At 30.9% G+C, this 13,947-nt stretch carries 15 protein-coding genes; 2 read left to right on the top strand and 13 right to left on the bottom strand.

The features are described from left to right. The first annotated feature begins 1 nt into the window (after window position 1). Both murI and map read left to right on the top strand, forming a co-directional pair. Entirely contained in the window at window positions 2-745 is a 744-nt protein-coding gene (gene murI, locus FBF11_RS07980) for a glutamate racemase (protein ID WP_002868283.1), read from the top strand. 9 nt (window positions 746-754) lie between these two features. After that, window positions 755-1,513 carry a type I methionyl aminopeptidase gene (gene map, locus FBF11_RS07975; protein WP_002858980.1) on the top strand — a complete coding sequence of 253 codons (759 nt, stop codon included), beginning with the start codon at window positions 755-757 and terminating at the stop codon, window positions 1,511-1,513. 370 nt (window positions 1,514-1,883) lie between these two features. Here the strand turns inward: map and FBF11_RS07970 are convergent, their stop codons facing one another. The 13 genes from FBF11_RS07970 to dnaG all read right to left on the bottom strand — a co-directional run bounded on the left by FBF11_RS07970 (window position 1,884) and on the right by dnaG (window position 13,899). Beyond that, entirely contained in the window at window positions 1,884-2,384 is a 501-nt protein-coding gene (locus tag FBF11_RS07970) for a flagellar FLiS export co-chaperone (RefSeq protein ID WP_002851413.1), read from the bottom strand. Window positions 2,385-2,439: 55 nt separating this feature from the next. Beyond that, on the bottom strand, window positions 2,440-3,039 hold the full coding sequence (locus FBF11_RS07965; protein ID WP_057096983.1) for an ABC-type transport auxiliary lipoprotein family protein: 600 nt from the start codon (window positions 3,037-3,039) through the stop codon (window positions 2,440-2,442). Then, entirely contained in the window at window positions 3,039-3,929 is an 891-nt protein-coding gene (locus FBF11_RS07960) for an MlaD family protein (protein ID WP_002928226.1), read from the bottom strand. Before FBF11_RS07960 ends, FBF11_RS07965 begins: the two co-directional genes overlap by 1 nt. A gap of 2 nt (window positions 3,930-3,931) precedes the next feature. Beyond that, window positions 3,932-4,654 carry an ATP-binding cassette domain-containing protein gene (locus tag FBF11_RS07955; protein WP_052795478.1) on the bottom strand — a complete coding sequence of 241 codons (723 nt, stop codon included), beginning with the start codon at window positions 4,652-4,654 and terminating at the stop codon, window positions 3,932-3,934. Beyond that, on the bottom strand, window positions 4,655-5,764 hold the full coding sequence (locus FBF11_RS07950) for an MlaE family lipid ABC transporter permease subunit (RefSeq protein ID WP_057096985.1): 1,110 nt from the start codon (window positions 5,762-5,764) through the stop codon (window positions 4,655-4,657). Window position 5,765: 1 nt separating this feature from the next. Next, window positions 5,766-7,664, bottom strand: coding sequence for a transketolase (tkt, locus tag FBF11_RS07945; RefSeq protein ID WP_057096987.1), 1,899 nt, complete (start codon window positions 7,662-7,664; stop codon window positions 5,766-5,768). A 10-nt stretch (window positions 7,665-7,674) separates the two neighbouring features. Further along, entirely contained in the window at window positions 7,675-8,520 is an 846-nt protein-coding gene (locus FBF11_RS07940; protein WP_002851379.1) for a polyprenyl synthetase family protein, read from the bottom strand. Further along, on the bottom strand, window positions 8,517-9,611 hold the full coding sequence (locus FBF11_RS07935) for a PDZ domain-containing protein (protein WP_002868286.1): 1,095 nt from the start codon (window positions 9,609-9,611) through the stop codon (window positions 8,517-8,519). Before FBF11_RS07935 ends, FBF11_RS07940 begins: the two co-directional genes overlap by 4 nt. Continuing rightward, window positions 9,608-9,919, bottom strand: coding sequence for a YbaB/EbfC family nucleoid-associated protein (locus FBF11_RS07930; protein ID WP_002851172.1), 312 nt, complete (start codon window positions 9,917-9,919; stop codon window positions 9,608-9,610). The genes FBF11_RS07935 and FBF11_RS07930 overlap by 4 nt, the downstream gene beginning before the upstream one ends. A gap of 3 nt (window positions 9,920-9,922) precedes the next feature. Beyond that, entirely contained in the window at window positions 9,923-11,206 is a 1,284-nt protein-coding gene (locus FBF11_RS07925) for a UDP-N-acetylmuramoyl-L-alanyl-D-glutamate--2,6-diaminopimelate ligase (protein ID WP_002865460.1), read from the bottom strand. Next, window positions 11,190-11,741, bottom strand: coding sequence for a hypothetical protein (locus tag FBF11_RS07920; RefSeq protein ID WP_002851410.1), 552 nt, complete (start codon window positions 11,739-11,741; stop codon window positions 11,190-11,192). The genes FBF11_RS07925 and FBF11_RS07920 overlap by 17 nt, the downstream gene beginning before the upstream one ends. Continuing rightward, window positions 11,728-12,000 (bottom strand): NifU family protein, encoded by a 273-nt coding sequence (locus FBF11_RS07915; RefSeq protein ID WP_002858971.1) that lies wholly within the window; start codon window positions 11,998-12,000, stop codon window positions 11,728-11,730. The genes FBF11_RS07920 and FBF11_RS07915 overlap by 14 nt, the downstream gene beginning before the upstream one ends. Window positions 12,001-12,081: 81 nt before the next feature. Continuing rightward, the gene (gene dnaG, locus FBF11_RS07910) at window positions 12,082-13,899 is read right to left on the bottom strand and encodes a DNA primase (RefSeq protein ID WP_057096991.1); all 1,818 of its coding nucleotides are present in this window, start codon (window positions 13,897-13,899) and stop codon (window positions 12,082-12,084) included. Between the last annotated feature and the right edge of the window lie 48 nt (window positions 13,900-13,947).

Raw genomic sequence — 13,947 nt, 5'->3', positions numbered from 1 at the left:
AGTGAAAATAGGTGTATTTGATAGCGGAGTAGGGGGGCTTAGCGTTTTAAAATCTCTTTATGAAGCTAGACTTTTTGATGAAATTATCTATTATGGAGATACCGCAAGAGTTCCTTATGGAGTAAAAGATAAAGATACTATTATAAAGTTCTGTCTTGAAGCATTGGAATTTTTTGAACAATTTCAAATTGATATGCTTATCATTGCATGTAATACTGCTAGTGCTTATACTTTAGATGCTTTAAGGACAAAAGCACATTTTCCAGTATATGGTGTAATTGATGCAGGGGTTGAAGCAACGATAAAAGCTTTGCATGATAAAAATAAAGAAATTTTAGTCATTGCAACAAAAGCAACCATTAAATCAGAAGAATACCAAAAGCGTTTATTATCCCAAGGATATACAAATATAAATGCTTTAGCTACAGGGCTTTTTGTGCCTATGGTTGAAGAAGGTATTTTTGAAGGAGATTTTTTGCAAAGTGCTATGGAGTATTATTTTAAAAATATCACAACTCCAGATGCTTTGATACTCGCTTGCACTCATTTCCCTTTACTAGGTCGTTCTTTAAGTAAGTATTTTGGTGATAAAACAAAATTAATTCATTCAGGAGATGCTATAGTTGAATTTCTTAAAGAAAGAGAAAATATAGATTTGAAAAATCATAAAGCAAAATTACATTTTTATGCTTCAAGCGATGTTGAATCTTTAAAAAATACTGCTAAAATTTGGCTAAATTTATAAGGAAATAAAATGATAGAATTGAAAAAACCAGATGAAATAGAAAAATTAAGAATAGCAAATCAAATTGTAGCAAAAACTTTAAATTTTTTAGAGAATGAAATTAAAATAGGAATGAGCTTAAAACAAATCGATAAAATGGCAGAAGATTATATTTTAAGCCTTGGCGCCAAGCCATCATTTAAGGGACTTTATGGTTTTCCAGGTGCCATTTGCACATCTTTAAATCAAGTTTGTATCCATGGAATTCCAGATGATAAAATTATCAAAGAGGGTGATATTTTAGGTCTTGATGTGGGAAGTTTGATTGATGGGTATTATGGGGATGCAGCAAGAACTATTGCTATAGGAGAAGTTTCACCCGCTGATAAAGCTTTAATCTCTTGTGCTAAAGACGCGTTATATCATGCTATAGATATTATTCGTGATGGAATGCGTTTTAAGGAACTTTCAGCTGCTTTAGGCGAATTTATCCATGCAAGAGGTTTTGTCCCGCTTCGTGGATATTGCGGGCATGGTATAGGACGAAAGCCCCATGGAGAGCCTGAAATTTTAAACTATTTAGAAAAAGGTGCGAGTGCAAAAAGTGGCCCTAAAATTAAAAATGGAATGGTGTTTTGCATAGAGCCTATGATATGCCAAAAAGATGGAACACCAAAGCATTATAATGGAAAATGGGATGCTGGAAGTATTGATGGGCTTAATGCGGCTCATTATGAACATTGTGTTGCCGTGATTAATGGGCGTGCTGAAATTCTTTCTATGATATGATATTAAATTATAAAAATAATATTTTTTTCTTAAAATTCTAAAAATTTAAAATTTTTTAAATAATATTGTAGTAATATTCTTTAATAATTTAAGTTACTAAATGATATTTTTATAGCAGATTAAGTGTTTTTAGAATAAAATGTCACATCGTATTAAACTAAAACATAAATATGGTTTAGATAATTTAATAAAAATTGTTAAATTATCTAAATATTTATTTTAGTTTAAAGAGATCTTTTAAGATCTCGTTTGGGTTAGGCTATTTCCCTCCCCCTTTTTATTCGTAGCCTGACTCTCTTTTAGAGTTTGGAAAATCTCTTTAAGCTAAAATATATTATATTTGCTTAAAGAGAACAAACGATTACTATTCTTATTTAAATAAATTTTTAAAATCCATTGTAGAGTTATAAATTCCAGCATTATCCATAGTTTCGCCCATGGTAATTGCAGTTGATAATTCTGATAGAATGATTTTTATTTCATCTCTTTTATCTTGTATATAGGCCAATACACCTTCGTAATTACTTGTTTGAAGAATTAAAAGTGGATTAGCAATTTCAAATTCAAAAAGTTTTTTACCAACATAAACATTGAAAATATTTCCAAAAAGAGCTGTTCCCATGAAAGAGCAGTTTTGTATAAGTTGTGACGCTGTGGCATCAAGAGTTCTTTTTTGCATATCATCTGAATTTTCATCTATTCTTTCTAGAATGCTTTTTTCTATTTTTTTTAAAGACATATCAAGCACTTGAAGTGCTCCTATAAAATCATTTGCATCATTGATTTGAGAGCAAATTTGATTTGCTTTAAATTCATTCACGCCCTGAATTTCACCTAAGTGTTTTTTAAATATATCTAAATCACTTTTCATTGTTTACCTTTCAAAAATATTGCTAAATATTTAAAAAGCAAAAAGTGTTCCTAAATTAGGATAAGTTAGAATTTACCCAAAAAACAATCTCATTGCCAATTTTATTCAAGGCTTTTTGAAAAGCATTATAGGTAGAGCGGATATCTTTTTTTTCTATTTTTTCTTTAGTATTGAAAATTTTATGAGCTATTATTTGATTGTTTTCAAGATTTATGAAATTTACACTTACAGAAATTTGAGCGTAGTTTTCATTGTTATTAAGAATTTGCTCAAAAGAGTTAATCCTGCTTTCAAGAGCATAATCCGCACTTAAAGAGCTTGTTGAAGAAAGCAAGCTTGTAAAAATATTGCTTTGTTCAAATTTTGATAAAATTAAAAAAGAATAAAGATTGCTTGGCAAATCTCCCCAGAAATAATGTGCGTATTTGTTGCTAAAACCATTATCTATATAAACAATAGCTCGCGAGTTTAAATACAAAGGTGCATTTGTATTGCGAATTTTAAGAATTTTACCGGTTTTTTTAAAAAAAATATTTGAGTCTATTCCTTCGTCTTTTAATATGATATTTTCATTTTTATTGATGGTTTCGTGTCTTAAAGAGCATCCGCATAACATAAAAATAAAAGTCAAAATACAGAATAATTGCTTTAGCATTATTTTTCTCCTGGTCCAAGTTTAGGTTTAGTTTCTTTAAAAATCAAATCAGCAGGGCTGTTTTGTAAATTTTCTATTAGAATATTGCTTTCAATTAAAACTCGTTTAAAAAGTTCTAAATTTTGCATCAAAGATGCTTTAATATCATCATAAGTGTTTAATTTTTCATCAGCTTTTTTTATGAAATTTTTTAAAATCATCGTACTTTCTTTTATGTTTTTAAGACTGGAGTTGAAATTTTGCGCACTAAGGCTTATATTATCAGCCATTTTTCCTATTTTTAAACTTGTGTTTGAAAGATTAAGGCTTAAATTTTTAGAATTAGCGTTTAAATTTGCGCTTAATTCTGCTAGATTTTGCAAAAGGATTTCTAGATTTTTAAGATTTTTTTCGCTTAAAAGCTCTTTTGATTTATCATCGGCCGTTTTAACTAAAGAAAAAATATGTTCACTTTGTCTATCTATGGTTGCTAAAAAACTTTCTTTAAAAGGAATGACTGGAAGTTTTCCCTGTATAGATACTAGATCTTTACTATTTTTACTTCCGCCTTGAAGTTGGACAAATTTAAGTCCTGTGATACCTTGAAGTTGCAAAGTAGCAAAAGTATCTTCTTTTATAGGGGTATTGTTTTTGACCTTGATGCGTATGTTAACGCCGAGTTCATCTTGATTGTAAATGCTGATTTCTTCTACGCTACCTACTTCCACGCCCAAAAGCCTTACGGGTGCTTTTATGCCAAGTCCTGCAACGGATTCTTGTGTGTGAATTTCATAATACTTAAAACTTTCTTCTTTAGAGTATCCACCAAGCCAAAGTATGAAACCAAGGCTTGCAAAAAATACTCCAAAAACAAAAAGTCCTACAAAAAAATAATTTGCTCTATTTTCCACTTTTACTCCATAAATCTTTTAAAAAGTCGTTCATTTTGCAGGCGTAATTCTTCATAAGTACCGCAAAATCCAACTTTTTTATTTTCTAAAATGATAAAACGATCGAGTAAATTTTTCATACTTTCTTTATCATGTGTAACCAAAATGATATTTAAATCAAAACTTTTTTTTAACTCTAAAACCAAATCGTCAAATTCACGGCTACTATGAGGGTCAAGTCCTGAAGTAGGTTCATCTAAAAAAAGCAATTTACTATCAAGTGCTAAAGCTCTAGCAATTGCCACTCTTTTTTGCATGCCGCCACTAAGTTTACTTGGAAATTGTTTTAAAACACTTTCGTTTAAACCTACCATTTTTAGTTTCATTAAAACCAGTTCTTGTATGCTATTTTCATCTAAATGAGTGTATTCTTTTAAAGGAATAGCGATATTTTCATAAATATTAAAAAAGCTAAAAAGTGCAGCAAATTGAAAAACCACACCCCATTTTTTACGCAAAGCAAGCGCATCTTCCTCGTTGATATTTTTAAGCTTATAGCCTAAAATTTCATATTCTCCACCATCAAAATGTTCAAGCATAAGCATTTGTTTTAAAAGGACAGATTTTCCACTTCCACTACCTCCTAAAATACCAAAAATTTCGTTTTTTTTGATTTCAAAACTTACGCCATCATGGACGATTTTTTCTCCAAATTTTGTAATGATATTTTGCGCTTTAATAACCATTTAAATTCCTGTAGAAGTTAAAATAACGGAGAATAAAGCATCAAAGGCTATTACCCAAAAAATAGCATTTACAACGCTTTTTGTTGTATAAATTCCTATACTTTGTGTAGTGTTTTTTACCTCAAAACCACGAAAACAAGCAATAAGTCCTATCAAAAATCCAAAAATAGGTGCTTTTGCAAGTCCTATAAAGATATGTTTTATATCTACAACTTCTCTAAAGCGTCTTAAAAATTCGGCAAAAGAAATATCAAGATTTAATTTTGCAACCATCATTCCACCTATAATACTGATTGCATCGCTAATGGCAACGATTAAAGGCATAGCTACTACCAAAGCCATGACACGTGGAATAATAATAAATTCAAAAGAACGAAAACCCATAGTATTCATAGCTGCAATTTCATCAGTAATTTTCATCACCCCAATTTGTGCGGTATAAGAGCTTGCACTTCTTCCTGCGATCACTATGGCAGCGATTAAAGGTGCAAGTTCTCTAGTGGCTGAAATTCCCATCAAATCCACTATGAAAATATTGGCTCCAAATTGTGCGAGTTGATAAGCAGCCTGATAGGCTAAAACCACTCCTACTAAAAGAGCGGTTAAAATAACTATAGGCAAGGCTTTAAAAGCAGAATTTTCTATATGATATAAAAAAGCAATAAAGCGAAAATTTTTAGGATTTTTGAGGCATAAAAAAAGACTTGTGAAAAAAGCTCCTGTGAAATTGATGAATTTTCTTAAAATTTTTAAAAGTTCTAAACTTAATTTTCCAAGATCGATAAAGTATTCACTGAAATTTTTATGTGATTTTTTTGTTTTGCCTAGTCTTTGGTAGTTTTTTTCACAAAGTTCAAAAAGGGTTTGAAAGCGTGAATTTAAGCCTTCTTTGGTGATTTTAATATTTTTATTTTTAAGGTCATTTTCCAAAGCAAGGAAAAATCTCACTCCAGCGGTATCGATTGCTTTTAGATCTTTAAAATCAAAAATCACTTCCTTGCTTTGGATCAAAGCTAAAAAATCTTTTATTTTTAACTTATAAATACTTGTTTTATCCCAAATTCCAAAGATAAAAAGAGTATTATTTTGAAATTTGAAATTTGTATTCATTTTATTTGCTAAGGATAAAATTTACAAGCTTTGAAACGCTAAATCCAAAGCGTTCAAACACATCTTTGTCTTTACCACTTTCTCCAAAACTTTCTATGCCATATACTTTATGGCAAAATTTATAAAGTTCATTAGAATGTGCTGCTTCAACACCTATAACTTCACCTTTTAACAATCTTTCTTGATAAGCTTTATCTTGTTTTTCAAAAAGTTCAAAACAAGGCATGGAAACAACATTACAAGCAAAACCTTGTTTTTCAAGTTCGTTTGCACTTTCTAGACAAAGCCAAACTTCACTTCCACTTGCTAGAAGTGTAAATTTAGCCTCTTTGCTTTCTTTGAGTAAATACGCTCCGTTTTTTACATCTCCAAAAACAGGTTCATTTAGAGCTTTGAGTTTTTGGCGTGAAAGCACAAAAGCACTCGGAATATCAGCATTTAGGGCTATTTGCCAAGCTTTGACATTTTCCACCCCATCAGCAGGTCTAAAGGTTAAAAAATTTGGCATAGCTCTAAAAGTGCTAAGTTGTTCTATAGGTTGGTGTGTTGGTCCATCTTCGCCCACGCCTATGCTATCGTGTGTGAAAATGAAAAAATGTTTGATTTTCATTAGAGCTGCTATTCTTGCGGCAGGTTTTAAGTACTCGCTAAAGATGAAAAAAGTTGCCGAAAATGGTAAGAAAATTCCATATCTTGCAAAAGCATTGTTAATCGCTGCCATAGCGTGTTCTCTGATACCAAAATGGATATTTTTACCTTCTACAAAGTCTCCCATACTGTGAAGTTCTGTTTTATTCGAAGGGCCTAAGTCTGCACTTCCACCTAAAAATCCTTCTAAATTTTTAGCTAAAACATTTAAAATTTCACCATTACTATCTCTTGTAGCAAGATCTTTTCCTTTAAAATCAGGATAAGCTATCTTGTTAAAATCAGGATTTAATAGCCTTTCTAAAAGTTCTTTTTTAGCACTTTTTTCAAGCTTATCTTTCCATTTTGCTTCTTCTAAATCCCCAAGTTCTACAGCACTTTCAAAGCGGATTTTGCTTGCTTGTGGGATATGAAAACTGATATTTGGATCAAAGCCTGCTTGTTCTTTGGCTTTTTTAATCACTTCTTCACCCAAAGGTGCGCCATGGCTTTTATGACTGCCTTCAAGCTCTCCTGCACCCTTTGCTATAGTTGTTTTTGCGATGATAAGACAAGGTTTTGTGGATTTTTTAGCTTGTTCTAAGGCTTTATTGATTTCTTCATAATCGTGTCCATTTATACTTAAAACTTCAAATCCTTGTGCTTCAAAACGCATTTTTACATTTTCGTTAAAGGCTAAACCTACATCGCCTTCTATAGAGATATTGTTGCTATCATAAATAAGTATGAAGTTATCAAGTTTGTGAAGTCCTGCTAAAGAACAAGCTTCATAAGAAATGCCTTCTTGTAAATCCCCATCTCCGCAAAGACAATAAATTTTATGATCGATTAAATCACTGCCTAGCAAATTTTGTGCTTTTTTTGCTGCCATAGCAAAGCCTACAGCATTGGCAACGCCTTGTCCTAAAGGGCCTGTAGCGATTTCTACTCCAAGAGTTGAAATTTCAGGGTGTCCAGGGGTTTTAGAATGAAGTTGGCGGAAATTTTTAAGATCTTCTAAGTTTAAGTCATAGCCGCTTAAATGTAAAAAACTATAAAGCAAAGCACTTGCATGTCCGCCTGAAAATACAAGTCTATCTCGGTTTAGCCAAGTTGGATTTTTGGGATTGTGTTTTAAATGATAACTTAAAACACTTAAAATATCTGCTAAGCCCAAAGGTGCACCTGGGTGTCCTGAGTTTGCTTTTTGCACCATATCAGCACTTAAAAATCTTAGAGTATTTGCCTGTTCTTGTAAAATTTGAATGTTCATTATTTTGCCTTTATAAGTATTGAATTATTAAATTTTGTATCATTTGTGCGAGTTTTTCATTAAGTTTTTCTAAGTCTTGTTCGCATTCACTAAGAAGATTTTCTTTTGTTTTTATGGCTTGTTCAAGTCCAAGCAAATTGACAAAAGAATTTTTATGAATATCGTTGTTGGTAGGCTTTCCGCTTTGTTCTTGACTTGTAGTTACATCGATAATATCATCATTGATTTGAAAAATCAGTCCTAGTTTTAAACCAAGTTTGTAAATTTGATTGCTTTCTTCGTTGTTAAGTTCGCAAATTTCACAACCCATTTTTAAAGCTGCGGCGATCAATCTTGCGGTTTTATGTGTATGCAAAAACTCAAGTTCATTTAAACTCAGTCTTTTGTCTTCAAAAAAACAATCAATAGCTTGTCCTATGACCATTCCATTAAGTCCTGCATTAAAGGCAAGGGTTTTGATGAGTTTGATTTTGATTTCATCTTTTAAATGAGCATGACTTAGAACTAAAAAAGCTTCGGTATTTAAAGCATCACCTACTAAGATGGCTGTAGTTTCATCGTAGCTTTTGTGTAAGGTTGGAATTCCTCGTCTAAAGTCCGCATTATCCATAGCGGGTAAATCATCGTGTATGAGTGAATAAGTATGGATAAATTCCAAAGCTAAAGCTACATCTAAAGCTTGATTTAAAAGTTCAGGTTTATTGCTTTGCACTACGCTTAAAAGCAATTGTGCGCGAAAATGCTTTCCTCCTGCTTTTAACATAAGTGCTAAAGCTTCATTGAAAAAAGGATGAAAGCTTTCAACTTTGGGTAGATTTTTTTCTAAGTGATGGATAAAAAGTTCTTTTAAATTCACTTAGTAAGCCTTATGAAAAATTGAAATTTACCATCGCCACCTGAGTTGGCATTTCCGCCTAGTTCATTGTTGAAATTTGATAAAGGTAATTTAGTACTTTTGCGTTCAATTAAGATGCTAAAGTCATTACCAGCACTTAAAATATTTTGTAATTCTTTAAAATTATTTAAAATAATATTATTAACGCGTAAAATTTTATCTCCTACCATAAATCCTGCATTTGATGCTTTTGATTTTGGATCTATTTTAGTTACAACAAGACTAGCATTAACCGTTAAACCAAAATTGCTTGTGAAATTTGTAATTTTTGGTTTTGGTTTAGAATCAGGAAGGTTAAATTTGCTCAAATCTTTTGCAAAAACTTCAGTAGAAATATTTAAATCCATATTATCACGCAACACTTGAAAATAAAGAGTGCTTCCGCGATCTGCAAAAAGAATTTTTTCATTGAGTTTTCTTAAATCATTGGCGGGTAAGCCATCAACACTTATAACTTGATCATTGATTAAAAATTGTGGATTTTTTCTTACATTGTTAACATAAATTTTATTTTCTCGAACAACAAAATCAACGCCAATATCCCCCCAATAAACATCGTTATATTTCATAAAATGTTTTAAATAGCGATTGCCTATAAAAGAGCTATTATTTAAAGCAATCCCCATCATTTCACAGCATGGAGTCCCTAAAAGTCCTATTTTAGAATTAAAATCAAGTTGATCTTTTTCATCAATATTTTGAGCTAAATACTTAATATGCCCTATATAAGGTTTATTAGGATCCCAAATTCCAACCCAATCATTACGAGTAAGTTTTTCTTCATCACCCATAGGAGTAGGGATTAGGCTAAAGTCAGTTCTTACAAGATATAAATTTAAAAATGGATCGTATTTTACATATTTGTTAAGCTTAGCATTAGGCTGTTTTAACACAGCAAGTAAATTTTCACTGAGTGCAAAAGCTGGCATTCCTTCATAGTTGAGCATGCTTGCCTTATTTCTTTCATAACCTGCTAAAAAATCTTCAAATTTAGGTCTTTCTATACCAAAAGACAAAGTAAAAAGCATGCAAATAATTAAAATTTTTTTCATAATTTCATACCTCCAAAACCGCCTAAAACATCATTCGCCATACTTGAACGATTTTGTGCAACCATAGCCAAAACATCATTAATTGCAGAAATAAGTAAAATTTGCAAGGATTCTTTATCTTCAAGTAAAGAATCATCAATGCTAACATCGATAATTTCACCCTTTCCATTGGCACTTACTTTAACAAGTCCTGCTCCGCTTTTGGCACTAAATTCACGATTTGCAAGTTCTAGTTCTATATTTTTTGCTTTTTCTTGAACTTGATTTAAAAGTTCTCCCATTTTAGAAAAATCCATATTTTCAAACATTGATTATCCTTGATTTTTTAAAATTTCATTAACAACTACTTTATCACTAAAAGGATATTTTATCCCTTTAATTTCTTGAGTAGTTTCATCACCTTTGCCTAAAATAACGACTAAATCGTCATTTTCTTTTAGTTCTAAAGCTTTTTTTATAGCTTCTTTTCTATCTTCTATCATTAAAACTTTTTCTTTTTTAGTAAAGCCTGATAAAATTTCTTCCATGATGGTTTTTGGTTCTTCGCTGCGTGGATTGTCACTTGTAATGATAGCAATTTTTGCAAAATGTTCGACGATTTTTCCCATTAAAGGGCGTTTGGTTTTATCTCTATCTCCACCTGCTCCAAAAACAACGATGAGTTTTTTATTTTTAAGAGTGTCAAGCACTTTTTCAATGCCATCAGGCGTATGAGCAAAATCTACAATCACACCTTTTGCTACTTGTTCTACCCTGCCACAAACCCCGCCAAATCCACTGATAGCTTTTTCCAAGTCTTTTAAATCAGGCTTTACGAGTTCATTCACACAAGCACTAGCAACTAGAAGATTGTAAAGATTAAAAAGTCCTAGCAAGGGCGAGTCTATGTGAAAAGTTTGATTTTTATTTGTTACAATAGTACTAATGCCTTCTTCTAAAGAATAAGCTTTGATTTGATATAAAGCAGGATTTTCTATGCCATAAGTAAAAGCATTACGCACATTAAATTTAATAGCCAAAGCATCTTTGTTGATAAATTTTAAACTCTCATCGGTAAAAAAAAGTTCTTTTGCTTCTTTATAATTTTCAAAAGTACCGTGAAAATCTAAATGATCTTGAGTGATATTGGTAAAAATTTTAGCAGCAAAATTTAAGCCTTCGATGCGGTTTTGAACGAGTGCGTGTGAGCTTACTTCCATGATGAAAAAATCACATTTTTTTTGAGTGGCTATTTGTAGGTATTCTAAGGTTTTAAGAATAGGGGAGGTGGTTAAGGATTTTTCATCGATTTGTTCATCGTTGATAAAAGCTCCTCTTGTCCCACAAAGCCCACACTTATAACCTAAATCCAATAAGATAGAATAAATCGCTGCTGCGGTTGTGGTTTTGCCATTGGTTCCTGTGATTCCTATGATTTGAATCTTTTCATCGATTTTTAAAAGTTTTTTACACTCATTTACATCAATGATTTTTGCACCTTTTTCTAAGGCTTGAGCGTGAAATTTAGCATTTTGTGTGGTTTGCAAAAAAAAGCATTCTTTTTCACACTCTAAGGTGTTATCTGTAATGAATGAATTTTCAAGTTTTAATTTCACTTTTAAATCCCATGAGTTTTTCTTGGAGTTTGATAAATCTATCATTTGCCCAAAAATGAGGCATAACATTTTCTATGTAATTTAAAGTCATATCTTTATAGCCATTATCAAGTAATTTTTCCAAAAAATCTAAAAAATCATCACGATTATCAATAACTAATTTAGTGCTGTTAATGATATTTTCAAAACTTTTTTGAAAGCCAAGTTCTTCTTCGCTTTTTAAAAAATCTTGATAATTTAACGCATGCCCATCTTCAAATTCGTTTTCCTGTTTGTTTTCTTGTTTTTTAAATTCAATTGTACTTAAAATTTCTTCTAAGTCTTTATCAATGCTAGAGATTTTGTAATGTTCTATATAAAAATCAAAAAGTAAAGAAGCTTCTTTAGGAGATTTTAAAGCAAGATCACAAAGGCAGATAAAATTTAGCAAGCGTTTATTTTTGCGTTTTTCATAAGCCATAGAAAAATACATTTTTGCAGTTTTAAAATCTTTCTTGTAAAAATGTTCAATTCCAAGTTTTTTATAATTTTGCAAATTCGTCTGCTCCGCCGTTTAAATTGATTATAGTGATTTCCGGATGAATATCAATCTTAAGTTGCCTTTCAAGACCGTATTTTAGCGTTGTTCCACTCGATGCACAGCCTTTACAAGCTCCTATTAAATGGACATAAACGATCCCATTTTTAATTCCTAAAAATTCAAGCCCTCCGCCATCACGTTCAAGCATAGGCAAGCTCTTTTCTAAACTTGCTTTAACAGGATTTATAAGCTCTTCATCACTAAAAGGCATCATAATTTATCCTTAAAAATTTTTATATACTTTAGCGTGATTGTGTTTAAAAAAAGGTAAATTAAGGCTTGAAATTTAAATAAATTAAAAAGGTTCGTCATTATTTTGTATGCTAAATCCTAAATCATAAGCTGTAAAGTTTTTGTTACCAAAAATTCCATTTAAGTTTCTAAATGATTGTTGCAGAATTTCTTCGTTTTTTTCATATTTTAAGAAGCTTAAATATTCTTTTAAAAAATTATTTAATTCTGCGGTATTTAAATTTTTAATTAAAAGATTTAAATTTTTATCAATAAGCGTAAAAAGTTGTTTTTTTAATGCGAGTGTAGAATTTTTAATTTTTACATTGTTTAAAAAAGCTAAATTAACCTTGCAAATACCTAACAAGAATTCGCTATAGTTTAAATTTTTTCGAATATTTTTACTTTCAAATTCTCTAATATCACTATCTTCATAACCTTTTTTTTCTAAAATTTTATCCAATAAAATCTTATGTTTAAAACAAACACTATCACTAATTTGCTTAAAATCGTTACATATATCTGGATGCTGTTTTAAAAAAGCTATAAGTTCTAATTCTGCAATGTGAATTTTTTCTTTAGGAAAATTGTATTTATTTTGAGAAATTAAAGGGGTTTGTATGGTTTTTTTTGAATTTTGTGATAAGACAATAAATTTTTCATCCACTTTTAATAAATTTGAAACTAGACTAGTGTAAGAATTTGCCACTAAAGGTTCAAGATTAAAGGTGAATTTTTGTATAGTTTCTAAAGCTTTTTGTTTATCAAGAGCAGAAATTATGGAATGAGTGGATATTAAGCGTCTGATATAAAATTCACCAAGCTCTATTCCTTCATCGAGTATATTATGGAGTTTTGTGCTTTCATTTTTTGCTACGAGCTCAGCAGGATCTTTTCCGCCTTGCAAAATTGCCACTTTACCGTCTATTTTGTTTGTGCTTAATAAAAATGCAGATCGTGTCGCAGCTTTTAATCCTGCTTCATCATTGTCAAAACATAAAATCACTTTTGCATCATAACGGCGGATTAAGGGTAGATGATGTTCGGTTAATGCTGTTCCAAGAACTGCTACAGCATTGTTAAACCCTGCTTTGTGAAAAGCTATTGCATCCATGTAGCCTTCACATACTATTATTTCTTTTTTTTTGGCTATATTTTCTTTAGCGATGTTAAAAGCATAAAAAATTCTACTTTTATCAAAAAGTATATTTTGGGGTGAATTTACATACTTTGCCGGTACATTGGGATTTAAAGTGCGCCCTCCAAACCCTACCAATAAGTCTTTATGATCGTAGATTGGAAAGGTGATACGCCATATAAAACTTGCGTAAAATTCATTATTTTCATCTTTTTTTAAAGCTCCAACACTCATAGCATCTTCTAAAGGAATTTTTTGATTTTGCAATAATCTTATACTATCTTCACTTGCTCCTGCAAAACCTAATTCGAATTTGGCTATATCTTTGTCATTTAAAGCTCTCTGGTAAAGATAGGTTAAAACTTCTTTGTGGTGTTTGAGATTATCTTTAAAATACGCATTTAAGCTTGGTAGTATAGACTTTAGCTCTTTTTTATTTTCTTGTTTTTCTTTTGTATAACTCAAAGTAAAATTACTAAGGCTTGCAACTTTTTCAACTGCATCAGCAAAACTTAATTTTTTATAATCCATTACAAATTTAAAAGCATCTCCACCAGCCTTGCAGGCAAAACAATGATAAAAACCTTTGATAGGATTGATATGCATAGACGGGTTTTTATCTGCATGAAAAGGACAGATACATACAAAACTAGAGCCTTGTTTTTTTACTTCAATATAATTTTCTATAATATCAACAATATTAAGTCTTTGGGATAAATTTTCTATACTTTCTTTAGTTATCATTTTACAAACCTTGTTAAAATTATACAAAGATTTGGCTATAATTTGGCA

This window comes from Campylobacter sp. CFSAN093224, assembly GCF_012897395.1.
Classification (GTDB): Bacteria; Campylobacterota; Campylobacteria; order Campylobacterales; family Campylobacteraceae; genus Campylobacter_D; species Campylobacter_D jejuni.
This window is presented reverse-complemented; position numbering and strand designations above follow the sequence as displayed.

Coding starts and splice junctions, on each gene's coding strand:
- map (WP_002858980.1), top strand. CDS start 755: ATGATAGAATTGAAAAAACCAGATGAAATAGAAAAATTAAGAATAGCA.
- FBF11_RS07970 (WP_002851413.1), bottom strand. CDS start 2,384: ATGAAAAGTGATTTAGATATATTTAAAAAACACTTAGGTGAAATTCAG.
- FBF11_RS07965 (WP_057096983.1), bottom strand. CDS start 3,039: ATGCTAAAGCAATTATTCTGTATTTTGACTTTTATTTTTATGTTATGC.
- FBF11_RS07955 (WP_052795478.1), bottom strand. CDS start 4,654: ATGGTTATTAAAGCGCAAAATATCATTACAAAATTTGGAGAAAAAATC.
- FBF11_RS07950 (WP_057096985.1), bottom strand. CDS start 5,764: ATGAATACAAATTTCAAATTTCAAAATAATACTCTTTTTATCTTTGGA.
- tkt (WP_057096987.1), bottom strand. CDS start 7,664: ATGAACATTCAAATTTTACAAGAACAGGCAAATACTCTAAGATTTTTA.
- FBF11_RS07935 (WP_002868286.1), bottom strand. CDS start 9,611: ATGAAAAAAATTTTAATTATTTGCATGCTTTTTACTTTGTCTTTTGGT.
- FBF11_RS07930 (WP_002851172.1), bottom strand. CDS start 9,919: ATGTTTGAAAATATGGATTTTTCTAAAATGGGAGAACTTTTAAATCAA.
- FBF11_RS07915 (WP_002858971.1), bottom strand. CDS start 12,000: ATGATGCCTTTTAGTGATGAAGAGCTTATAAATCCTGTTAAAGCAAGT.
- dnaG (WP_057096991.1), bottom strand. CDS start 13,899: ATGATAACTAAAGAAAGTATAGAAAATTTATCCCAAAGACTTAATATT.